The organism is Cupriavidus sp. GW822-FHT03E04, assembly GCF_058801495.1.
On record NZ_JBXANI010000002.1, the window covers coordinates 367,914 to 388,820 of the forward strand.

At 67.5% G+C, this 20,907-nt stretch carries 20 protein-coding genes and 1 tRNA gene; 8 read left to right on the forward strand and 13 right to left on the reverse strand.

What is annotated here, in order from left to right; genetic code table 11:
* Nucleotides 1-21: 21 nt before the first annotated feature.
* The 5 genes from mdcE to mdcA are packed head-to-tail and all read right to left on the reverse strand — an operon-like array spanning nt 22 to nt 4,562.
* Nucleotides 22-840: a biotin-independent malonate decarboxylase subunit gamma gene (gene mdcE / locus AC1RQC_RS03725; protein WP_492830773.1), complete on the reverse strand. Its 819-nt coding sequence runs from the start codon at nt 838-840 to the stop codon at nt 22-24.
* Nucleotides 837-1,688: a biotin-independent malonate decarboxylase subunit beta gene (locus tag AC1RQC_RS03730; RefSeq protein WP_492882478.1), complete on the reverse strand. Its 852-nt coding sequence runs from the start codon at nt 1,686-1,688 to the stop codon at nt 837-839. Before AC1RQC_RS03730 ends, mdcE begins: the two co-directional genes overlap by 4 nt.
* Nucleotides 1,685-1,999 carry a malonate decarboxylase subunit delta gene (locus tag AC1RQC_RS03735; protein ID WP_492830775.1) on the reverse strand — a complete coding sequence of 105 codons (315 nt, stop codon included), beginning with the start codon at nt 1,997-1,999 and terminating at the stop codon, nt 1,685-1,687. Before AC1RQC_RS03735 ends, AC1RQC_RS03730 begins: the two co-directional genes overlap by 4 nt.
* Entirely contained in the window at nt 1,999-2,904 is a 906-nt protein-coding gene (locus tag AC1RQC_RS03740; protein WP_492373778.1) for a triphosphoribosyl-dephospho-CoA synthase, read from the reverse strand. The genes AC1RQC_RS03735 and AC1RQC_RS03740 overlap by 1 nt, the downstream gene beginning before the upstream one ends.
* Nucleotides 2,904-4,562, reverse strand: coding sequence for a malonate decarboxylase subunit alpha (mdcA, locus tag AC1RQC_RS03745; protein ID WP_492882479.1), 1,659 nt, complete (start codon nt 4,560-4,562; stop codon nt 2,904-2,906). Before mdcA ends, AC1RQC_RS03740 begins: the two co-directional genes overlap by 1 nt.
* Nucleotides 4,563-4,910: 348 nt before the next feature.
* Between mdcA and madL the strand changes: the two genes are divergently transcribed.
* Together madL and madM are read left to right on the forward strand one after the other, a co-directional pair.
* Nucleotides 4,911-5,321: a malonate transporter subunit MadL gene (gene madL / locus AC1RQC_RS03750; protein WP_174427787.1), complete on the forward strand. Its 411-nt coding sequence runs from the start codon at nt 4,911-4,913 to the stop codon at nt 5,319-5,321.
* Nucleotides 5,322-5,331: 10 nt separating this feature from the next.
* Nucleotides 5,332-6,108 (forward strand): malonate transporter subunit MadM, encoded by a 777-nt coding sequence (gene madM / locus AC1RQC_RS03755; protein WP_492814594.1) that lies wholly within the window; start codon nt 5,332-5,334, stop codon nt 6,106-6,108.
* Here the strand turns inward: madM and AC1RQC_RS03760 are convergent.
* The 5 genes from AC1RQC_RS03760 to AC1RQC_RS03780 form a co-directional block, all read right to left on the reverse strand.
* The gene (locus tag AC1RQC_RS03760; protein ID WP_492373779.1) at nt 6,105-7,025 is read right to left on the reverse strand and encodes a LysR family transcriptional regulator; all 921 of its coding nucleotides are present in this window, start codon (nt 7,023-7,025) and stop codon (nt 6,105-6,107) included. The genes madM and AC1RQC_RS03760 overlap by 4 nt on opposite strands.
* 88 nt (nt 7,026-7,113) lie before the next feature.
* Complete coding sequence (locus AC1RQC_RS03765; RefSeq protein ID WP_492830776.1) at nt 7,114-8,121, reverse strand: Bug family tripartite tricarboxylate transporter substrate binding protein; 1,008 nt, start codon at nt 8,119-8,121, stop codon at nt 7,114-7,116.
* Nucleotides 8,122-8,214: 93 nt separating this feature from the next.
* Complete coding sequence (locus AC1RQC_RS03770; RefSeq protein WP_492373781.1) at nt 8,215-8,979, reverse strand: SDR family NAD(P)-dependent oxidoreductase; 765 nt, start codon at nt 8,977-8,979, stop codon at nt 8,215-8,217.
* 38 nt (nt 8,980-9,017) lie between these two features.
* Nucleotides 9,018-10,196 carry a thiolase family protein gene (locus AC1RQC_RS03775; RefSeq protein ID WP_492882480.1) on the reverse strand — a complete coding sequence of 393 codons (1,179 nt, stop codon included), beginning with the start codon at nt 10,194-10,196 and terminating at the stop codon, nt 9,018-9,020.
* Nucleotides 10,197-10,241: 45 nt separating this feature from the next.
* On the reverse strand, nt 10,242-11,039 hold the full coding sequence (locus AC1RQC_RS03780; RefSeq protein WP_492814601.1) for a crotonase/enoyl-CoA hydratase family protein: 798 nt from the start codon (nt 11,037-11,039) through the stop codon (nt 10,242-10,244).
* A 329-nt stretch (nt 11,040-11,368) separates the two neighbouring features.
* Here AC1RQC_RS03780 and AC1RQC_RS03785 point away from each other — a divergent pair, with 329 nt between their 5' ends.
* The 6 genes from AC1RQC_RS03785 (at nt 11,369) to AC1RQC_RS03810 (ending at nt 17,488) form a co-directional block, all read left to right on the forward strand.
* A complete protein-coding gene (locus AC1RQC_RS03785) occupies nt 11,369-11,830 on the forward strand; it encodes a MarR family winged helix-turn-helix transcriptional regulator (RefSeq protein WP_492373784.1) in 462 nt (153 codons plus the stop codon).
* A 4-nt stretch (nt 11,831-11,834) separates the two neighbouring features.
* The gene (locus AC1RQC_RS03790; RefSeq protein WP_492882481.1) at nt 11,835-13,922 is read left to right on the forward strand and encodes an FUSC family protein; all 2,088 of its coding nucleotides are present in this window, start codon (nt 11,835-11,837) and stop codon (nt 13,920-13,922) included.
* Nucleotides 13,919-14,128: a DUF1656 domain-containing protein gene (locus AC1RQC_RS03795; RefSeq protein WP_150991902.1), complete on the forward strand. Its 210-nt coding sequence runs from the start codon at nt 13,919-13,921 to the stop codon at nt 14,126-14,128. The genes AC1RQC_RS03790 and AC1RQC_RS03795 overlap by 4 nt, the downstream gene beginning before the upstream one ends.
* The gene (locus AC1RQC_RS03800; RefSeq protein WP_309407611.1) at nt 14,125-15,093 is read left to right on the forward strand and encodes an efflux RND transporter periplasmic adaptor subunit; all 969 of its coding nucleotides are present in this window, start codon (nt 14,125-14,127) and stop codon (nt 15,091-15,093) included. The genes AC1RQC_RS03795 and AC1RQC_RS03800 overlap by 4 nt, the downstream gene beginning before the upstream one ends.
* Nucleotides 15,090-16,553 (forward strand): efflux transporter outer membrane subunit, encoded by a 1,464-nt coding sequence (locus AC1RQC_RS03805; protein ID WP_492373787.1) that lies wholly within the window; start codon nt 15,090-15,092, stop codon nt 16,551-16,553. The genes AC1RQC_RS03800 and AC1RQC_RS03805 overlap by 4 nt, the downstream gene beginning before the upstream one ends.
* Nucleotides 16,554-16,636: 83 nt before the next feature.
* Nucleotides 16,637-17,488: a MetQ/NlpA family ABC transporter substrate-binding protein gene (locus tag AC1RQC_RS03810; protein WP_492882482.1), complete on the forward strand. Its 852-nt coding sequence runs from the start codon at nt 16,637-16,639 to the stop codon at nt 17,486-17,488.
* Nucleotides 17,489-17,606: 118 nt separating this feature from the next.
* Here the strand turns inward: AC1RQC_RS03810 and tolA are convergent, their stop codons facing one another.
* The 3 genes from tolA to AC1RQC_RS03825 form a co-directional block, all read right to left on the reverse strand.
* Nucleotides 17,607-18,353 carry a cell envelope integrity protein TolA gene (tolA, locus tag AC1RQC_RS03815; protein WP_492373789.1) on the reverse strand — a complete coding sequence of 249 codons (747 nt, stop codon included), beginning with the start codon at nt 18,351-18,353 and terminating at the stop codon, nt 17,607-17,609.
* A 473-nt stretch (nt 18,354-18,826) separates the two neighbouring features.
* A tRNA-Met gene (locus AC1RQC_RS03820) sits at nt 18,827-18,903 on the reverse strand.
* 204 nt (nt 18,904-19,107) lie between these two features.
* Nucleotides 19,108-20,808 carry an MFS transporter gene (locus AC1RQC_RS03825; RefSeq protein ID WP_492373790.1) on the reverse strand — a complete coding sequence of 567 codons (1,701 nt, stop codon included), beginning with the start codon at nt 20,806-20,808 and terminating at the stop codon, nt 19,108-19,110.
* Nucleotides 20,809-20,907 lie beyond the last annotated feature (99 nt).

Genomic DNA, 20,907 nt, shown 5'->3' on the forward strand with positions numbered 1-20,907 from the left:
ATGCGCCGGTCGTGCAATGGTTCAGTCCTGCCACTGCTGCGCGAGCACTTCGCGCACACGGCTGGAAGCCTGGCGGTTTTCTCCACCCAGGCGGCTGCGCAGATCCCGTTGCGGATCCGCCTGGATATCAGCCAGCGCGGCTTGCAGCGCGCCATGCACGGTATCGAGATCGGCCGCGTCGGGCTGCGCCGCGTGGTTGACGCCGACCCGCTTCCACAGCAGGCCCAGCGTGGCGTAGTTGCCAATGTCATACGCCATCGGCGGCACGGTGGCGGCAAAGCTCTCCAGGTCCTCCACGCTGCGCATGGTGATGCGCGCGGCGGCCTGCTTGCCCATGGCGTGTACCTGCACGCCGGCATCACTCAGCGCGATCAGGCGGTTGGCCTGGTATCCGTGCGCGAGGAAGGCGCCCGACATGGCGCGCCCGACCAGCAGCGCGATCACCGGATGGCCCTGCAGCCGCGCCGTGGCGTAGGCATCGGCCGCGCCCGCCAGCGACTGATGAATGCCGAAGGCTTCCTCGCGCCGGCCATAGGCCTGGCTGGGCGTATCGACGATGGCCACGATGGGCCGCTTGATGGCGGCGTCGCGGTCGGCCAGCACGATCTCGTGCACGGCGCGCGCCAGCGACCAGCCTTCGAGCAGGCCGACCTCGCCGTCGCGCACGCGCGGGAAGGTGTTGCCGGCGTCGGGCACCACGGCGATAAAGCGCGCCGGCTGGCCGGCCAGTTCGGCGTCGGCCACCTGCACGGTGGCGGGATAGCCGGGGAGGCGCGGGGCGTTGCGCGTCAGCGCCGCGAGCCAGGCCTCGCCGCGGCCCTGGGTGTTTGCTGAACTCATGGCTTCGCTCCGTGTGCGTAGATGGTGCGGACGGTTTGCGGCTCCGGCTGGCGTGCCGGATCGTATTCGGCCAGGCGTTGCAGGTAATGCGCGTAGCGCTCGCTGCGGTGCACGGCCGGCACGCCTTGCGCCAGGGCCTCGCGCACCGTGGCGCGGATGGCTTCGGTGTCGTCCTCCACGTAGTGATCCGCCAGGCCAGTGGCAACGCGTTGCTCGCCGCCGGTAAAGCTCCAGATAAAGGGCCGGTCACGCGAATCGTATTCGGCCACGCCCGCCTCCTGCTCGATCACCGCCGGCCCGTTCAGGCCGAGGCGAGCCTCGCGCGTCACCACCAGGCAGCTGCACAGGCCGGCCGCGATGGACATGCCGCCGAAGCAGCCCACGGTGCCGGCGATCACGCCAACCACCGGCTGGTAGCGGCGCAGGTCGACAATGCCTGCGTGGATCTCGGCGATGGCCGCCAGTCCCAGGTTGGCCTCCTGCAGCCGCACGCCGCCGGTCTCGAACAGGATCACCGCGCGCGTGGGCACGCCGCGCCGGTTGTCCTGCGCCGCCAGCTCCAGCGCGCCGGCGATCTTGGCGCCGCCCACTTCGCCCAGGCTGCCGCCCTGGAACGCGCCTTCGATGGCGAGCACCACGGCAGGCTGGCCGTCGATGCGGCCCTTGGCCACCACCACGCCGTCGTCCGCCTGCGGCACCACGCCCTGGCGCGCCAGCCACGGCGAGACCAGTTGCTCGAAGGGGCCGGCGAGTTCGCGCAAGGTGCCGGGATCGAGCAGCGCATGCACGCGGGCGCGCGCGCCGAGTTCGACAAAGCTCTCGCGGTTCAGCAGCGATGCGTGGTTCATGCTTGCTCCTTGCCATCGCCGCCGAGCGCCTCGAAGGCTTCCGCCAGCCGCATGCCCACCACGCCCGGCGTGGCGCCGAAATCATGGATGCGGATGCGCATGGCGGCGCGCGGCTCGGTGCTGAACACGCGCGAGAGCTGCGCGTCCCAGACCTTGCCGTAGCCGTCCACCGAGGTGGTGACGTGAACCAGCGTGGTACCGGCTGTGCCGGGCTCGACCATGACTTCGAGATCGCCGGAGCCGACCACGCCGACCAGCACGCGCTGGCTTGCCGGCGCGCCGGCGGGATATTCGAACTGGAGCTGTTCCATTATTTGTCTCCTTGCACGGGGGCTTTGGCCGGCCGCGCTGCGGGTGGCAGCCGGTCCAGGAAGAAAGTGGCGGCGAGCAGGTCCGCTGCGCCGCCGGGAGAGGCGTTGCAGGCGAGCATGCCGCCTTCGAGCCGGCGCAGCAGGCGGCGTCCGGCCAGCGTGCCGATGCCGCCGGCTGCCAGCACCTGGCCCGCGCCGTCCTGCATTAGCGCCAGGCCTTCGCGGCCGGCGCGGGCCAGCACGCAGGTATCGTCGAGCCGCTGCATGATCGCCAGCAGCGCGTTGACGCGCGCGCTGGGCTCGGCGTCGCCGCGCGCCCGGCTGCGAATCAGCTCTGGCAGGCCAGCGCGCAGCACATGCGGGAAGCCCGCCTGCGCCTGGCCGCGCGCGCCGGCGACGCCGTAGTTGATGCAGGCCCGTTCGCCCTTGTTGCCCGTGCGCGCGGGACGGTGCCGGTCGGGCAAGCGTGCGATGGCGCCGGCGGTGCGGGCTATGCCATGCGCGCCATGTCCATGCCGGTGCAAGCCCGCCGCGCCAACCAGCAGTCCCAGGCTCCAGATCGCGCCGCGATGCGTGTTGATGCCGCCGGTGGCGCGCATCATCGCGGCCTCCGCTTCGCGGCCCAGCGCGCCGAGCCGCTCGCGCAACGCCACGCTGGGCTGCGCCGCGCGCATGCCCGCCGCCGCCATCTCGGCAAAGGCGGGATGCAGCGCGCGCGCCGAGACGCGCATCAGGTCCAGGTTGAGGTCGGCGTGGGCGCCATTGCCGCGGCCATCCACCAGCCCCGGCTTGGGCGACAGCGCGGCCTCGTCGATCAGGGCATTGACGGCGAGATCGGCCAGCGCGATGGCGGCGGGGTTGAAGGCATCGTCACGGTGCCCGGCAGGTAACGCGAGGCTTGCCATCACCAGCTCCGGAAGCGTGCCGGCGGCTCATACAGCCCGCCGGACCAGTCGACCAGGTCGGCCATGCTCTTGGCCGCCAGCAGCGAGCGCGTAGCCTGGCTGCGCTGCACGCCGAGGTCTTCGGGCAGCGCGATCAGGCCATCGCTGCGCATGCGGCGCGTGGTGCTGGTGTCGTGGCGCAGGCCGATCGGCGTCACCCCGGCCACGGCCGCCAGCATGGCGCGGCGCTCCTCCAGCGAGCGTGCCTTGTAGAGATAGGCGATGCCTTCCTCGGTCAGCACGTGCGTGACGTCGTCGCCGTAGATCATCACCGGCGCCAGCGGCATGCCGCTGTCCTTGGCCACCTGCACCGCATCGAGCGATTCGACAAAGGTCGGCTTGCCGCCTGCCTGGAAGGTCTCCACCATCTGCACCACCAGCTTGCGGCCGCGCGCGAGCGGGTCGTCGGTCTCGATCAGGTCGAGCCACGCTGGTGTGGGATGGCGCCGGCCGCCCGGGTTGTGGCCCATGTTGGGCGCGCCGCCAAAGCCGGACAGGCGCCCGCGCGTGACCGTGGAGGAGTGGCCGTCGCCGTCGATCTGCAGCGTGGAGCCGATGAACAGGTCCACCGCGTACTGGCCGGCAAGCTGGCAGAAGGCGCGGTTGGAGCGCATCGATCCATCCGCGCCGGTGAAGAACACATCCGGGCGCGCGGCCACATAGTTCTCCATGCCGAGCTCGCTGCCAAAGCTGTGCACGCTCTCCACCCAGCCCGACTCGATGGCGGGGATCAGCGTGGGGTGGGGGTTGAGCGTCCAGTACTTGCAGATCTTGCCCTTGAGGCCGAGCGACTCGCCATAGGTCGGCAGGATCAGTTCGATGGCAGCGGTATTGAAGCCGATGCCATGGTTGAGCGACTGCACCTGGTGGCGCTCGTACACGCCGCGGATCGCCATCATGGCCATCAGCACATGCACCGGCTTGATCAGGCGCGGGTCGCGCGTGAACAGGGGCTCGCAGAAAAAGGGCTTGTCGGCCTGCACCACGTAGTCGATCCAGGAACCGGGGATATCCACGCGCGGCAGCCCGGCGGGGTCATCCACGATCTCGTTGACCTGGGCCACCACGATGCCGTCGCGGAAGGTGGCGGCCTCCACCAGCGCGGGCGTGTCCTCGGTGCTGGCACCGGTGTAGAGGTTGCCGTCGCGGTCCGCCTTGTAGCCGGCGATCAGCACGATGTTGGGCGTCAGGTCCACATAGAGCCGCGCGTACAGCTCGATGTAGGTGTGGATGGCGCCGACCTCCAGTTGGCCATCTTCCAGGAACTGCGAGATGCGCAGGCTCTGTGCGCCGGCATAGGCAAAGTCCAGTTTCCTGGCGATGCCGCGCTCGAACAGGTCGAGATGCTCCACCCGGCTCACGCTCGGGATGATCATGTGCAAGCCGTGCACCTTGGCCGGGTCTACCTCGGCCAGCGAGCGCGAGAGGAAGTCGGCCTGCTTCTGGTTGTTGCCCTCCAGCACCACGCGGTCGCCCGGCGCGGTGATGGCTTCGAGGAATGGGACGATGTCGGCCGTGGGCACGACCCGGCCGCTGGCAAAGGCGGCGCCGCGCGCCATGCGGCGGCGCTTTTCGCTGCGGCGGGTGTCCCACTGTCGGTCCGTGACTGGGTTCGGCATCGCGTCTCCGGTGTGCTTGATGCAAGGAATGGCACCAAGATACGCAGCGCGCGCGGCGCAAGCAATGACGCCCGGCGTGGCATCGTTACTCTAGGTGTAAGTGTTGGCGGCCCGACATGCAAGGCGCGCGGTCCCGGCCGGGGGCGCACTGTACGCCGCCGCACCTGGCACGCAAGAGCCGGCCTGGTCACTAGTGCGCCGGATGGCGGCATCCCGCCGTTAATCCCACGCTAACGATTCTCCCGCCGGGTTGATTGATGCAGCGCGATGGCTGGCCTAGATTGCATCCATCAAACCTAGAACCAGCCCGCGCGCAACCCTGCCGACGGGCCAACAGGAGACAGCACCATGATCATCTACGGAACCGCCTTGCTGGCGCTCTGCCACCTAATCGGCTTGTTCCTTGGCGAACTGCTAGGCATTGCGATCGGCGTCAAGGCCAATGTGGGCGGGGTCGGCATTGCCATGCTGCTGCTGATCTCGATACGGCTCTTCCTGCACGGGCGCGGCCTCCTGCCCAAGGAGACCGAGGCGGGCGTCGGCTTCTGGGGCGCGATGTACATCCCGGTGGTGGTGGCGATGGCGGCGCAACAGAACGTGGTCGCCGCGTTGCGCGGCGGGCCGGTAGCCCTGATCGCGGCAGTCGGCGCGGTGCTGGTCTCGGCCTGCTGCATCGCGGTGCTCAGCCGCACCGGCGACCACGCGCCATTGCCGCCGCTGCCCTCGCCGGAAGCCACCCCCAGCCACGCATCGCGCTAAGGACGCCGCCATGCCGCATTCCATTTTGCACATTATCGAGAACATCCTGCTGCAGAACGCCCTGGTCACCGCGTTTGCCGCGGTTGGCATCATCATGTGGCTGTCGTCAAGGCTCTCGCGCTGGCTGACCTTCGGTCGCGTCCACGCCTCCGCCATCGCCATCGTGATCGGCCTGCTGCTGGCCTACTATGGCGGCATCGTCACCGGCAAGGAAAAAGGCCTGGCCGATCTCTCGCTGTTCTCCGGCATCGGCCTGATGGGCGGCGCCATGCTGCGTGACTTCGCCATCGTTGCCACCGCTTTCGAGGTGCAGGTGACCGAGGCACGCAAGGCCGGGCTGGTCGGCGCGGTGTCGCTGCTGCTCGGCACCATCCTGCCGTTTATCGTGGGTGCTGCCGTGGCGCGCGCCTTCGGCTACAGCGATGCGGTCAGCATGACCACCATCGGCGCCGGAGCGGTGACGTATATCGTGGGGCCGGTGACCGGCGCGGCGCTGGGCGCCAGCTCCGACGTGATCGCGCTGAGCATCGCCACCGGGCTGATCAAGGCCATCATCGTGATGGTCGGCACGCCCATGGCGGCAGGCTTCCTTGGCCTGAACAACCCGCGCGCCGCGATGGTGTTCGGCGGGTTGGCTGGCACCGTCAGCGGGGTATCGGCGGGGCTGGCGGCGACGGACCGCAGGCTGGTGCCTTACGGTGCGCTGGTGGCGACGTTCCACACGGGGTTGGGGTGCCTGCTGGGGCCGTCGTTGTTGTTTCTGGCGACCAAGGCGGTGGTGGGTTAGGCGGGCTGCGGCACCCGCATCGCCAACCGGCAAACCGCCGCCAGCGCCAGCAGGTTCGGATCCCGCTCGCGCCGCCGCAGAAAGCTCAGCCCGATGGTCTGGCGCAGCCGGTACTGCGAGGACAGTGGAACCAGCGTCACCTTGTGCGCAAACACGTCGCGCACGCGGCCGGGCAGCAGCGCGTAGCCTACGCCGCCGCTGACCAGGTTCATCAGCGAGAAGATGTCACCGACCTTCATCACCACATTGGGTGTGAAGTCGGCGATGCGAAAGGCGTCCATGAAGCCCTGGTAGGTGATGAAGCCTTCGCTGAGCGTGACGAAGGGCTCGTCCCGGCATTGCCGCAGGTCGATGGAGGCTTGCCGCGCATAAGGCGAATCCGCCGGCGCGGCGAAGTAGATTTCGTCCTCGAACAGCGCAATGGATTCGATCTCGGGGTCCGGCTCGGGCATGGCCATCAGCGCAGCGTCGATGGCGCCTTGCTTGAGCTTGAAGAGCAGGTCGGCGTTGGAGCCGAGCACCAGTTCGGCCTGTAGTTCGGGCCGCCTGACCTTGATGCCGATCACCACGTCGGGCACCGTGCGGATGGTCAGCGAATAGAGCGAGCCGATCTTCATGTGATCGGCTGAATACCCGGCGGCCTGGCGCGTGGCGCGGATGCCGTCGGCCATGGCCTTGAGGACATCGGTGGCCACATCCGCCAGCACGTGCGCGGCTTCGGTCGGCAGCAGGTTGCGCCCTTCGTGGCGGAACAACGCGCAGCGCATGCCTTCTTCCAGCGAGTGCAGCGCGCGGTGCACGCTGACCGTGCTCACATCCAGCGCCTCGGCGGCCTTGGCGAGGTTGCCGGTCTCCATGTAGGCGAGCAGGACTTCGAGCTTGCGCAAGGTGATTTCTTCGTTGATCCGGTTTCGCATGGGAGGCGGGGCGTGCGTGCGTGCGTGCGGTGGCGGTGACCGGAGCATGATAACCAGATTCGATGCCGGATGGTTCGGGGGGCGCTCCTCAGTCCAGGTTCAGGTTCGACGCGCGGATGGTTTCCCCCCAACGTTTCTGCTCGCTGCCGACGAACCTGGCGAAACTCGCCTGCGGCTGTCCGCCGGCCAGTCCCCCCATCTCCTTGAACCTGGCCGCTACCTCGGTGTCGCGCATGACGCTCGCCAGGCTGGCCTGGAGCTTGGCGACCACGGCCGGCGGCGTGCGTGCCGCGGCGAATATGCCGAGCCAGCCCATCACCACGAAATCGTTCACGCCTGCCTGTGCCATGGTCGGCACGTCCGGCAGGCTGGGCAGGCGCTCGGCGCTGGTGACCGCCAGCGCGCGCAGCTTGCCCGCGCGGATGTGCGGCAGCGCCTGCGTCAGGTTGTCGAACATGAAGGTGGTTTCCCCGGACAGCAGCGCGGTGGTGGCTGGTGTCGAGCCACGGTAGGGCACGTGGATGACCTCGGTCGCGGACCGCATGCGGAACAGCTCGGCGGTGAGATGGGTGGTCTGCCCGATGCCGGCGGAACCATAAGAGAGCTGGCCGGGCTTTTTCTTCAGTTCCGCGCTCAGGTCGGCCACGGTCTTGATGGGCGATTGCGCGTTGACCACCAGCACGTTGGGAAACGAGATCATGTCGGTGATCGGCACGAAGTCCTGGGGCCGGTAGTTCAGGTGCTTGTAGGCGCTGTAGTTGATGGCATGGGAGCCAGTGTTGCCGACCAGCAAGGTGTAGCCATCGTCCGGCGCGCGCAGCAGGGCCTGCGTGCCGATGATGCCGCCGCTGCCGGGGCGGTTGTCGACGATGACCGGCTGGCCCAGCATGGCGCTGAGCTTTTGCGCCACCAGCCGGGTCGGGAGGTCGGTGGTGCCACCCGGCGCGCCGGGCACGATGATCGTGATAGGGCGTTCAGGCCATGCCGGCTCGGCCAGGGACGTGCCGGCGGCGGGCAGCATCGCGGCCGCGCACAAGGTAAGCGCGGCCGCGCGCAGCGGGGTGGCGCAAAGCCTGCCGAACAGCGTGATAGGCATGGGGTGTCTCCTCCGGTATGCATGGTCGCCCTCGTGCGGGCGTGGCGGCGCGTCCGCTTCCCGGTCCGCACCGCCATTGCGACGACTGCGCCTTTAGCGCGGCGCCATGCGGATCGCGCCGTCGAGCCGGATGGTCTCCCCGTTGAGCATGGCGTTCTCCAGGATGTGCAGCGCCGTCGAGGCGAATTCATCCGGCATGCCGAGCCTCGCCGGATGCGGCACCGAGGCGCCCAGCGAGGCGCGCACATTTTCCGGCAGGCGCGCCAGCAGCGGCGTATCGAACAGCCCGGGAGCAATGGTGCACACGCGGATCATGCGCTGCGCCAGGTCGCGCGCCGCCACCAGCGTCATGCCGACGATGCCGGCCTTGGCGGACGCATAGGGGATCTGCCCGATCTGCCCTTCATAGGCTGCCACCGACGCCGTCAGCACGCACGCGCCGCGCTCGCCGTCGACCAGCTCGTTGCGGGCCATGCGCGCGGCGGCCAGGCGCAGCGTGTTGAAGGTGCCGACGAGATTGATGCGCACGATCGATTCGTATTTTTCCAGCGAGCCGGGCTGGCCGTCCTTCTCCACCAGGCGCACCGGGCCGCCCACGCCAGCACAATGGATCAGCGCGCGCATGGTGCCGAGCGTGTCGGCCGCGTCGAACACGCGGGTCATCTGTGCGGTGTCGCAGACATCAGCCTGGACAAAGCGGGCGAGCGCGCCGAGCTCCTCTACGGCGGCCGCACCGTTGTCTTCGGACAGGTCGGCGATCACCACGGCGACGCCGCGTTCGGTGAGACGGCGGGCGCAGGCGAGGCCCAGCCCGGAGGCGCCCCCGGTGACGACGGCGGACATGTTGGCAAGCTTCATCTGGTATCTCCTCGTTCTGGATATGGGTGCGTGCCGGCTCAGAGCCGTTCGATGATGGTGGCGTTGGCCATGCCGCCGGCTTCGCACATCGATTGCAGGCCGTAGTGCTCGCCGCTGTCTTCCAGCGCGTGCAGCATGGTGGTCATCAGCCGCGCGCCCGAAGCGCCCAGCGGGTGGCCGAGCGCGATCGCGCCGCCACGCGGGTTCAGGCGTGCCGGGTCGGCGCCCAGCGCGTGCTGCCACGCGAGCGGCACGCAGGCAAAGGCCTCGTTGATCTCGTAGTGTGCAATCGCATCGAGCGCAAAGCCGCCTTTGTCCAGCGCGCGCTGGCTCGACGGGATCGGCGCGGTCAGCATGGTCAGGGGGCTGTCGCCGCAGGCATCGAAGGCGACGAAGCGCGCGCGGGCGTTCAGGCCCAGGCGGGAGGCGGCGCGCTCGCTCATCAGCAAGATGGCGGCGGCGCCGTCGCTGATCTGCGAGGCGTTGCCGGCGGTCACATGCCAGCCGATCTGCGGGAAGCGCTGGCCGAGCGTCTCGTCGCGAAAGGACGGCGCCAGCGTGGCCAGGCGCTCGGCGGTGGTGGCGGGGCGGATGGTTTCATCGTGCGCGATGAGGCCCGCGGCGGTACGGATTGGCAGGATCTCGCGGCGGAAGGCGCCGGCCTCGCGCGCCTGGTGCGCGCGCTGGTGCGATTGCGCGGCGTACTGATCGAGATCATCGCGTGACAGTTCCCACTGCGCCGTGACCAGCTCCGCCGCGACCCCTTGCGACACCAGCCCGGGCGCATAGCGCGCCTCGAACGACGGGCCGTACGGATTCTGCCCAATGCGCCCCGAGCCCATTGGCACGCGGCTCATGGATTCGATGCCGCAGGCAACCACGATGTCGTAGGCGCCCGCCATGATGCCTTGCGCGGCAAAGTGCACGGCCTGCTGGCTGGAGCCGCATTTACGGTCGATGGTGGTGGAGGGCACATGCTCTGGGAATCCCGCCGCCAGCCAGGCCACGCGGCCGGGCGTGGCGGATTGCTCGCCCACCTGGCTCACGCATCCGGTGATGACGTCTTCCACCAGCCCGGGGTCCAGCTTGTTGCGCGCGACCAGCCCTGCCAGCACCTGCGCCAGCAGCTCCGTGGGATGGAGTTCAGTGAAGGCCGAGCCGGGCTTGGCGCGGCCCATGGGCGAACGGATGGCGTCGACGATGACGGCTTGCTGCATGGCGGGTCTCCGATGTTTCTTGACGGAAATGGGAACGACGATGGATCAACTGCCGGTGAACTCGGGCTTGCGCTTTTCCAGAAAGGCCGACACCGCCTCACGGTGATCCGAGGTCTGGTGCGACAGCGCCTGGAAGCCGGCCGACAATTCCAGCAGCGTGTCCAGCCGGGTATGCAATGCCTCGCGCAGCAGGCGCTTGGCCAGCCGCACCGCATGCGGCGGATTGGCGGCAATGCGTTCGGCCAGTTCATTGGCCGTGGGCAGCAGCTGATCCGGCGGCACCACGCGCGAGACGAGGTTCCACTCCAGCGCCTGGCGCGCATCGATGACCTGTCCGGTGAAGGTCAGCTCGGCGGCGCGCGCAAGGCCGATCACGCGCGGCAGCAGCCAGGCGCCGCCATCGCCCGGAATGATCCCCAGCTTGACGAAGCTCTCGGCAAACTGCGCCTGCTCGGACGCAATGCGCATGTCGCACATGCAGGCCAGGTCCAGGCCCGCACCCATGGCCGCGCCGTTGACGGCGGCGATCACCGGTACCTCCAGGTTGAACAGCGCCAGCGGCAGGCGCTGGATGCCCAGGCGATAGTCCTGGCGAATCTCCATGCCGGGCACCTGGCCCGAAGCCTGGCGTTCCATATCGCGGATATTGCCACCTGAGGAAAACGCGGTGCCGGCGCCGGTGATGATCACCGCGCGCACACTGGTGTCGCGGTGGATGCGGTCGATGGCCTCCAGGAAGTCGGCCACAGCGGTGTTGCCGGTGAGGGGGTTACGCCGCTCCGGCTCGTTCATGGTCAGGGTCACGATGTGGCCCTGCTGCTCGTAACGCAGGAAGCTTGTCATGCTGGTCTCCGGTCGTTGTTGTCGTCGTCGTCGTCGCCTTGGCTCGGGACGGCCGGCGCAGCGCGGCGCCGCCGACAATCGCTTGCCCAAAAGGCTAAGGGACCGTGCCCTCGGGTGTCCAATATTCATTTCGGCGATGCCGATATCCCGCGTATATCAGTGCCGGTGCCGTTTGGCAGCGGCGCGAGCCTGGATGCGCAAGGCAGGTTCAACTGGCGATGCGATTTCCATGTGCTTCCCGCATCGCCCCGCATCGGCTTGTATCAGCGGAGATTGCTTTGTAGTGTGATAATTTGCATCCTAACTATATGGCTGCTATCATTCCGTCCATGCCTTCCATCGACGCCCTCCGTTTTGCCTTTACCGGCCAGCTGATGCTGGCCGGGCGCCAATGGCGCCACATTTCGCAGGGCGCCGTCACCGCCTACGGGATTTCCGCGGCGGCGGCGGGGCCCCTGCTGTTTATCCGCCGCCTTGGCGGCGGCGTGCGCCAGGTCACCCTGGCCGACTATGTCGGGCTGGAAGGCGCATCGCTGGTCCGTCTGGTTGACCAGCTCTCCGCCGCCGGCCTGGTGCGCCGGGAAGTGGATGCGAACGATCGCCGGGCCAATGCGCTCTGGCTCACCGACGCTGGCGAGGCGCTCGCCGAAAAAATCGAGGTCGAGCTCAAGCATCTCCGCGCCAGCGTCTTCGCTGGCATCAGCGAGCAGGACTTCGAGGGCGCCATGCGCGTGCTCAATGCGCTCGCCCAAGCCGCCGAGTCCGCGCCCACCACTGCTTTCGGGTCGTAAGAACATGGTCAGCTGGCCCACCGGACGGGACTGGATCTTCTCCCTCAAAGCCTTTGCAGCGGCCATGCTGGCGTTGTTCATCGCGCTGTACCTGGGCCTGCCGCGCCCGTACTGGGCCATGGCCTCCGTGTATATCGTGGCGCATCCGCTCACCGGCGCGACGCGCTCCAAGGCGCTGTATCGCGTGCTTGGCACGCTGCTTGGCGCGGCCGCATCCGTCGCCATCGTGCCGCCGCTGGTCAATGCGCCAGTGCTGCTGATGGCCGCGGTGGCGTTATGGACCGGCATCCTGCTCTACGTCGCGCTGCTGCACCGCACGCCGCGCAGCTATGTGTTCATGCTGGCGGCCTATACGCTGCCGATGGTGGCCTTGCCCTCGGTGAGCGATCCCTCGGGCGTGTTCGACATCGCCGTGGCGCGGGCCGAGGAAATCTGCCTGGGCATCGTGTGCGCGAGCATTGTCGGCTCGACCATTTTCCCCGCCAAGGTTGCCACGGTGCTCGGCCAGAAATCCGCCCAGTGGCTGGCGGACGCCGCGCTGTGGGCCACCGATATGCTTTCGGCGCATCCGGCCGCGAAGGTGTCGCGCCATCACAGCCGCCATCGCCTGGCCGCCGACATCCTCGCGCTCGACCAGTTGATCAGCCATCTCTCCTACGACGCCGAAAGCGCCGCGCGCGTGAAGCACGCGCAGGAGTTGCGTGGCCGCATGACCATGCTGCTGCCCGTGCTGTCGTCGCTGGCTTCCGTGGTTGACGCCTTGCACCAGCACGCCGCAGGCATTCCGCAACGGCTGTCGCACAACATGGCGCTGGTGTCGGCATGGATCAGCGCGGGCGCGCAGGCGCCGCTGCCAGCGTTGCAGCTATCCCAGGACGCGCCGATCGACGACGCCGGCCTGGAGCCAGGCAGTGCCGGGCCAGACTGGCACGCGGCGCTGGCCGCCACGGCCGAGGGCCGTCTGCGCGAGCTGATGGAGTTGTGGCAGGACTGCGTGTCGCTGCAGCGCCGTATCGGCGAGGCCGCACCTCAGGGCGACTGGGCGCCGGTGTTCCAGCGCTGGGGCGTGGGCGCCGCGCGCCATTACGATCACGGCATGCTGCTGTTCTCCACCGCCACGACCGCGCTGGCGATCTTCAGCATGGGCATGGTGTGGATCTGGACGGGCTGGGCGGATGGCGCGGGCGCGGTCGCGCTGGGCGCGGTGTCGTGCTGCTTCTTTGCCGCGATGGACGAGCCGGCGCCCATGATCCGCTCGTTCTTCCGCTGGAACGTGGTCTGCCTGGTGCTCGCCACCATCTACTTGTTCGTGGTCCTGCCGAACGCGCACGATTTCGAGATGCTGGTGCTGATGTTCGCGGTGCCCTACCTGATCATCGGCGTGATGATGGCGCAGCCCCGGCTCGCGCTGATCGCCATGCCGCTGGCCGTGATCACGGCCAACGATATCGGCATCCAGGGCGCCTACAACGCCGACTTCAACGCCTTCTTCAACGGCAACGTGGCCGGCATCGCGGGCATTCTGTTCGCGCTGGTGTGGACCCTGGTGGCCCGCCCCTTCGGCACCAGGGCCGCGGTACGCAGGCTGGTGCGCGCCAGCTGGGGCGATATCGCCCGCAATGCCACCGGGCGCGAGCCGGGCGAGCACGCGCATCTGCGTGCCCGCATGCTGGACCGCCTGGCGCAACTGGTGCCGCGGCTGGCGGCCAGCGAGGATGAAACCACCGGCGACGGCTTTACCGAAGTGCGCGTGGAGCTCAGCACGCTGGCGCTGCAGCGTGAACTGCCCGCGCTGGCGCCGGAGCACCAGCACTCGGTACGGCGCGTGCTGCAGGGCGTTGCCAGCTACTACCAGGCACGCCTGGATGCCCGTGCCGACACGCCGCCGCAAGTGCTGCGCGACCGGCTGGCCAAGGCGATCCGCAAGGTTGCCTCGCGCGCCGACCAGGCTTCGCGCGAAGCCTTTGCCGCGCTGGTGGAAATGCACGTCGCGCTGTTTTCGGCGGCACCCGTGGCAATGAGCGCGGCTGGTGCCTTGCCCGCGGGCCAGGCGGCAGACCCAATGAGCAAGCAAGCGAGCAACGAACAATGAGTGGTGAAGTCGACGTCTATGGTGTGTTTGTCCCGAGCCTGCTGGCGTGGATGCTGGTGGCGTTCCTGATCACCGCTTGCGCGCGTGCCGTGCTGGCGCGTGTGGGTTTTTATCGGCTGGTCTGGCACCGGTCCCTGTTCAATCTGGCGTTATATGTGATCGTCCTGGGTGGCATCGTCTACCTGGCCTATCGGCTGCAGTCATGAAACTGAATCTTCGTACGCTTGGACCCATCGTCCTTACCCTTGTCGTCACCGCGGTCGCGGTCGTCGTCGTCAAGCACCTGTGGGACTACTACACGGTGGCGCCATGGACCCGCGACGGCCATATCCGCGCAGACGTGGTGCAGATCGCGCCGGACGTGTCCGGGCTGGTGACCAAGGTCCTCGTCAAGGACAACCAGCGCGTGCAGCGCGGACAGCCGTTGTTCGAGATCGACCGCGACCGCTTCGCGCTGGCCTTGCAGCAGGCGCAGGCCACGGCGGCGGCGCAAAGCGCCATGCTCGCGCAGGCGCGCCGTGAAGCCCGCCGCAGCCAGACCCTGTCCGAGGTTGTCTCCAAGGAAGTGGTGGAAGAAGGCCTGGCCAAGGTCCAGCAAGGGGAAGCGGCGCTGGCGCAGGCGCAGGCCGCGGTCAACCTCGCCAAGCTCAACCTGGAACGCACCAGCGTGCTCAGCCCGGTCGACGGCTACCTGAACGACCGGCTGCCGCGCCTGGGCGACTACGTCAACACCGGCCGCCCGGTGCTGTCGATGGTGGATGCGAATTCCTTTCACGTGGAAGGCTACTTCGAAGAAACCAAGCTGCACGGCATCCATATCGGCAATCCGGTGGACATCCGCATCATGGGCGAATCCCGCGTGCTGCATGGCCACGTGCAGAGCATTGCCGCCGGCATCGAGGATCGCGACCGCACCAACGGCTCTAACCTGCTGCCGAATGTGAACCCGACGTTCAACTGGGTCCGCCTCGCGCAACGCATCCCGGTGCGCATCGCGCTGGACGAGCCGCCCGCCGACTTGCGCATGGTCGCAGGCCGTACCGCTACCGTATCGGTGCGCGAGCCCTCGGCCCGGGACAAGGCGCAGGCCGGGCCGGAAGGCCAGAAGGATCAGAAGGACAAGCTCGCGCTGGCCGCCAAGGGAGCCGCCAGCCAGGGAGGCGCGCAGTGAACACGTTGCGCAAAGCCCTGCTGCCGGCACTGGTGCCGCTGCTGTTTGCCGCCTGCACCACGGTCGGGCCCGACTACCATGTGCCGGACAACGCCGCCGTGAAGGCGCAAGCGGCCAACGGCCCGCTGCTCGGCACGAACAACCCCGCCGTATCGATTGCCGAGGTGCCCGATGGCTGGTGGCGCCTGTATGACGATCCGAAGCTCGACCAGCTGGTGCAGCAGGCGCTTGTTGCCAATACCGATTTGCGCGTGGCCGCGGCCAACCTGAAGCGCGCCATCGCGGTCTACCACGAGGTGGAGGCAGAGAACCTGCCGGGAGCCGGGCTCTCCGCCAGCGCGGAACGCGGGCAGATCGCCGGCGAGCCGCTGCTCAAGGAAGAGAAGATTCCGGTGATGAACTTTGGCGATGTCGGCTTCAAGGTTTCCTACCTGATCGACTTCTTCGGCAAGCTGGCGCGCGCGGATGAAGCGGCGCTGGCCGGCGCGCAGGCCAGCCAGGCGGCACTCGACCAGGCCCGTGTCGGCGTGGTGGCCGAAACCGTGCGCGCCTACGTGCAGGGCTGCGCCGCCACGCATGAACTGACCGTGGCCGAGCATCAGCTGGAGTTGCAGCGCCGCGGCGTCGAGCTGGCCCGCAAGCTGGTCGATGCCGGGCGCGGGCAGCCGGTGGACCTGCTGCGCTCACAGGCGCAGGCCGACGTGCTGCGCGCGGCCTTGCCGCGCTTCAAGGCCGAGCAAGAGGGCGCGGCGTACCGCTTGGCGGTGATGCTGGGCAAGCCGCCCAGCGCCACATCGCAGGCGGAGTACGCCTGCCACGAAGAACCCAGGCTGCGCCAGGCGCTGCCCGTGGGCGACGGCGCCGCGCTGCTCAAGCGCCGGCCCGACGTGCGCCAGGCCGAGCGCGAACTCGCCTCGGCCACGGCCAAGATCGGCGTTGCCACGGCGGATCTGTACCCGTCCATCCGCATCGGCGCCTCCGCCGGCTTCACCGGCATCCTTGACCACCTTGGCCAGGCACCGACCGCGCACTGGGGCTATGGCCCGCTGATCACCTGGAACATCCCGACCAGCGGCACGCGTGCCCGCATCCACGGCACCGAAGCCGGCGCCGAAGCGGCGCTCGCCCACTTCGACGGCGTGGTGCTCAAGGCGCTGCGCGAAACGCAGTCGGCGCTGAGCAGCTACACGCGGGAGCTGGAGCGCACCCAGGCGCTGCGCGATGCCCGCGACAAGGCCAGTGAAGTCGCGCGGCAGAACCGCCAGCTCTACCAGGCCGGGCGCTCGCCGTACCTGTCGAGCCTGGATGCCGACCGCACGCTGGCCAGCACCGAAGCGTCACTGGCGGCGTCGGAAAGCCAGGTCGCGCTGGACCAGATCAATCTCTTCCTTGCGCTGGGCGGCGGATGGCAAAATGCGCCCAAGGTCGAGTCGCGCACGATGAGCGAGCAGGCGCACTGAACGTGCATCGTGCGCGCGCTGGGCTGTCATCATGGTTAAAGCCATGCAAGCTGGCTTGCATGGCGGAAAGGAACACAAGCAGCATGTCCAACTTTTCTGGTTTTTCTGGTTTCTCTTCTGGTTTCTCTTATCCCTCCCTGCGGCAAGCGCTGTCCGTCGCGGTAGCCACGCTCGGCATCGTGGCATCGGGCGCTGCGATGGCGCAGGAGCAGACCCTGCGCGTCGGCACCGTCAGCGGCCCTGACGCGCAAGTCTGGCAGGTAGTGCAGAAGGTCGCCAAGCGCGAAGGACTCAACATCAAGGTCGTCGAGTTCAACGACTATGTGCAGCCCAACGCCGCGCTCGACGCCGGCGACCTCGACGCCAACAGCTTCCAGCATCAGCCTTACCTGGACAGCCAGGTGAAGCAGCGCGGCTACAAGATGGTCAGCGCGGGCTACACGTATATCTTTCCGCTGGGCATCTACTCGCAGAAGCTGAAGTCGCCCAAGGACCTGCCGCAAGGTGCCAAGGTCGCCGTGCCCAACGATCCCTCCAACGAGAACCGCGCGCTGCTCCTGCTGGCCGCGCAAGGCGTGATCAAGCTCAAGAGCGGCGTTGGTACCAACGGCGTCAACGCCACGCCGCTGGACGTGAGCGACAACCCGAAAAAGCTGAAGCTCGTCGAGCTCGACGCCGCGCAACTGGCGCGCTCGCTGCCCGACGTGGCCGCAGCGGTGATCAACACCAACTACGCGCTCGCCGCCGGCCTGCAGCCCACCCGCAACGCCATCGCGCTGGAAGACATCCACAGCCCGTACGCCAACATCATCGCCGTGCGCACCCAGGACAAGGACAAGCCGTGGGTGAAGAAGCTGGTCGCCGCTTACCAGTCGGAAGAGGTACGGCAGTTCATGAAGAACGAGTTCAAGGGTGCAATGGTGCCGTCATTCTGATCGGGCAGGTGGCCGAGGACATGGAGTTGTCCCGGTAGCCGTCCCGGTTGCGCAGACCTGACACTCAAGCCCTTTCGGATCGCAAGGTCCGAAGGGGCTTTTTGTTTGTGGCCGGCCGCTATTCCCGTGGCATGAACGTGATGTTGACGCCGGGGGGCGCCACGCCGTTCTCGTCGCGCGGCAGCGGGTCGGATCGCTCCACCGCGCGCAGCACGGCGTTGTCCCAGCCGGCATTGCCGCTGGACTTGGTGAGCCGCACCGACAGCAGCGAGCCATCCGGCGCCATGCGCACCGCGACCACCGCGGCCGGGTTGCCGGCGATCTCTTCGGTAAAGATGATGTTCGGCTTCACGCGGCGCCGCACGCGGTCCGCGTAGCCGGGCGAGGCGTTGCCGCCAGCACCGGCACCGGTGCCCGCGCGGCTGCCTACGCCACCTGTGGTGGGAGCGCTGTTGGCCATGGCCTGCAGGCGCGCTAGTTCGCTCTGGCGCTGCTGCTTCAAGGCCGCCTGGCGCTCCGCCTCTCGCGCCTTGCGCTCGCGCTGGTCGGCCTGCCTGGCCTCCTCGGCCGCGGCCGCCTGCTTGCGCTTCTGAGCCTGCAAGGCGATGTCGGCGTTGTCGTCCGGCTCCGGCTTCAACACGGGCTGCGGTTCCACGGGCGTCGGCTGGACCACCGGCTGGGGCTGCGCAATCTCGGGCACGGTGTCCCATAGCTCCGCCTCCACGCCGGCCGGCGTGCGGCTCTGCCAATGCACCCCGTAGTAAAGCATCAAGCCCAGCAGCAGATGCATGAACAGAGCCAACAGGAAACACTTCAGCGTTCCTCGCTCCTGCACCTGTTGATACGGATGGGCGATGGTCATCATGACGCGCGGCAGGCCACGGACGGGCGATGCATAGTCAGTGCTGTGTCACTCTGGAATCACTCTCACATCCCTGTGAAAGGAGACGGTGCAATGCTTTGTGCGCGACCCCGCGCATGGCATCCACTGCATGCAGCTTAGGTCGGCATCGTTGCGGTAGGCAAGCGGGATTCTCTGCGGCGGGATGCGCCGAGGGTGGAGCGTAGATCCGGCGAGGGTAGCGAAAGCGCATGTACCAGGCCAGCCCATGATGATCCACCAAATCGCAGGAGAGCGATCATGGCCAAGGGGGCCGTTTTCACGATGAGGCTCGGGCCTGAATGGCGTGCAGCGGCCCCCGGTGTTTGCTGATTGCCTGCGATCGGGAGCGATGGAAATCGATCGCGAGAAAGCAGAAGCCCCAAAAGCAAAACCCCTCCCGATCTTGCGATCGGGAGGGGTTTTTGTTGTAGCCCGTTTCCAGGCTTCAACGAATATGGTGGCGAATCAGGGACTCGAACCCCGGACCTGCGGATTATGATTCCGTCGCTCTAACCAACTGAGCTAATTCGCCGAACAAGACCGAGATTATACATGGCATTTTGAGGCTGTCAACACCACTTCTTCAAAAAGTTTTGAGGGCGTCGAATAGCACGGCATGCACCCTGCAGCCTGCAAAAAAAACGGCGGACCTTGCGGCCCGCCGGTGGAGCGACTGACTACCGGATCAGTCGTGCATGAGACTGGTGCCCTGGACGACGGGCCGGCTCACGCGCTTTCAGTCGTTGGCGTAGATATCCACGTCCTTGGTTTCGCGGATGAACAGCGAGCCGAGGACCAGGGTGACGCCCGCGATGATGATCGGGTACCAGAGGCCGTAGTAGATGTTGCCGTTCTGCGCCACCAGCGCGAAGGAGATGGTGGGCAGCAGGCCGCCGAACCAGCCATTGCCGATGTGATACGGCAGCGACATGGATGTGTAGCGGATCCGGGTCGGGAACATCTCCACCAGCATGGCCGCGATCGGGCCGTACACCATGGTCACGTAGATCACCAGGATGACGAGGACCACCAGCACCATGATGGTGTTCATCTGCGCGGGGTCCGCCTTGGTCGGGTAGCCGGCCGAGGCCATCGACTCGCCCACCTGCTTCTTGAACGCAGCGATCTGCTTCTTGCTCGCATCGTCGAAGCTGTGGCCAGCCGGTACCAGCGAGGCGTTGAAGGAAGCGATCTCCTTGTCGCCGATCTTCACCGAGGCCACGGTGCCGGCCGGAGCTTCCACCACTTCATAGCTGGCCGAAGCTTGTGCCAGGGTCCGCTTGACGATGTCGCAGGAGCTGCGGAAATCGATTTCGCGGGCGATCGGGCTGCCCTGGAAGGAGCATTGCTTCGGATCCGCGGTCACCACGATCTGGGCACTTTGCTGCGCGCGCTCCAGGGCCGGGTTGGCGTAGTGGGTCAGGGCCTTGAACAGCGGGAAGTAGGTCAGCATCGCCAGCGCGCAGCCGGCCATGATGATCCACTTGCGCCCGACCTTGTCCGACAGCGAGCCAAAGAAGATGAAGAAGGGCGTGCCGATCACCAGGGCGCCCGCGATCAGCAGGTTGGCGGTGGTGGCGTCGACCTTGAGCACCTGGGTCAGGAAGAACAGCGAGTAGAACTGGCCGGTGTACCAGACCACGGCCTGGCCGGCGGTCAGGCCTATCAGCGCCAGGATCACGATCTTCAGGTTGCGCCATTGGCCGAACGCTTCGGTCAGCGGGGCCTTGGAGGTCTTGCCTTCGGCCTTCATCTTCTGGAAGGCGGGCGATTCGCTCATCGACAGGCGGATGTAGACCGACACGCCGAGCAGCAGGATCGAGACCAGGAACGGAATGCGCCAGCCCCAGACTTCAAAGTTGGCGCCCGTCATGTTGCGGCACACCAGGATCACGATCAGCGACAGGAACAGGCCGAGCGTGGCGGTGGTCTGGATCCAAGCGGTATAGGCACCGCGCTTGCCGTGCGGCGCGTGCTCGGCCACGTAGGTGGCGGCACCGCCGTACTCGCCGCCGAGCGCCAGGCCCTGCAGCATGCGCAGCCCGATCAGGATGATCGGGGCGGCCCAGCCGATGGTGGCAAATCCCGGCAGCAGGCCCACGATGAAGGTCGAGGCCCCCATGATCAGGATGGTCACCAGGAAGGTGTACTTGCGCCCGATCATGTCGCCCAGGCGGCCGAACACCAGCGCGCCGAACGGCCGCACGATGAAGCCGGCGGCAAAGGCCAGCAGGGCGAAAATGAAGGCGGCGGTTGGATCGAGGCCGGAGAAGAACTGCTTGGCGATGATGGCCGCCAGCGAACCGTAAAGATAAAAGTCGTACCACTCGAACACCGTCCCGAGCGAGGAGGCAAAGATCACCTTCCTCTCTTCGGGCGTCATCGCCGAGCCCTGCGCTGTGCCTCCGGGCATTGCCACGTTCTGTGCGTTAGCCATTGTCTCCTCCGTTTGTGATCGGAACTTTCAGGTTGGCGGCCGGCGCGCACGCGTTCTCTGGCGGGCGCGCGACAACCTCCTAAGTTGCAATGGATTGTG

Coding starts and splice junctions, on each gene's coding strand:
- AC1RQC_RS03730 (WP_492882478.1), bottom strand. CDS start 1,688: ATGAACCACGCATCGCTGCTGAACCGCGAGAGCTTTGTCGAACTCGGC.
- AC1RQC_RS03800 (WP_309407611.1), top strand. CDS start 14,125: ATGAAACTGAATCTTCGTACGCTTGGACCCATCGTCCTTACCCTTGTC.
- AC1RQC_RS03775 (WP_492882480.1), bottom strand. CDS start 10,196: ATGCAGCAAGCCGTCATCGTCGACGCCATCCGTTCGCCCATGGGCCGC.
- AC1RQC_RS03825 (WP_492373790.1), bottom strand. CDS start 20,808: ATGGCTAACGCACAGAACGTGGCAATGCCCGGAGGCACAGCGCAGGGC.
- madM (WP_492814594.1), top strand. CDS start 5,332: ATGCCGCATTCCATTTTGCACATTATCGAGAACATCCTGCTGCAGAAC.
- mdcE (WP_492830773.1), bottom strand. CDS start 840: ATGAGTTCAGCAAACACCCAGGGCCGCGGCGAGGCCTGGCTCGCGGCG.
- tolA (WP_492373789.1), bottom strand. CDS start 18,353: ATGATGACCATCGCCCATCCGTATCAACAGGTGCAGGAGCGAGGAACG.
- AC1RQC_RS03765 (WP_492830776.1), bottom strand. CDS start 8,121: ATGCCTATCACGCTGTTCGGCAGGCTTTGCGCCACCCCGCTGCGCGCG.
- AC1RQC_RS03760 (WP_492373779.1), bottom strand. CDS start 7,025: ATGCGAAACCGGATCAACGAAGAAATCACCTTGCGCAAGCTCGAAGTC.
- AC1RQC_RS03785 (WP_492373784.1), top strand. CDS start 11,369: ATGCCTTCCATCGACGCCCTCCGTTTTGCCTTTACCGGCCAGCTGATG.
- AC1RQC_RS03780 (WP_492814601.1), bottom strand. CDS start 11,039: ATGACAAGCTTCCTGCGTTACGAGCAGCAGGGCCACATCGTGACCCTG.
- AC1RQC_RS03790 (WP_492882481.1), top strand. CDS start 11,835: ATGGTCAGCTGGCCCACCGGACGGGACTGGATCTTCTCCCTCAAAGCC.
- AC1RQC_RS03735 (WP_492830775.1), bottom strand. CDS start 1,999: ATGGAACAGCTCCAGTTCGAATATCCCGCCGGCGCGCCGGCAAGCCAG.
- AC1RQC_RS03740 (WP_492373778.1), bottom strand. CDS start 2,904: ATGGCAAGCCTCGCGTTACCTGCCGGGCACCGTGACGATGCCTTCAAC.
- AC1RQC_RS03795 (WP_150991902.1), top strand. CDS start 13,919: ATGAGTGGTGAAGTCGACGTCTATGGTGTGTTTGTCCCGAGCCTGCTG.
- AC1RQC_RS03810 (WP_492882482.1), top strand. CDS start 16,637: ATGTCCAACTTTTCTGGTTTTTCTGGTTTCTCTTCTGGTTTCTCTTAT.
- mdcA (WP_492882479.1), bottom strand. CDS start 4,562: ATGCCGAACCCAGTCACGGACCGACAGTGGGACACCCGCCGCAGCGAA.
- madL (WP_174427787.1), top strand. CDS start 4,911: ATGATCATCTACGGAACCGCCTTGCTGGCGCTCTGCCACCTAATCGGC.
- AC1RQC_RS03770 (WP_492373781.1), bottom strand. CDS start 8,979: ATGAAGCTTGCCAACATGTCCGCCGTCGTCACCGGGGGCGCCTCCGGG.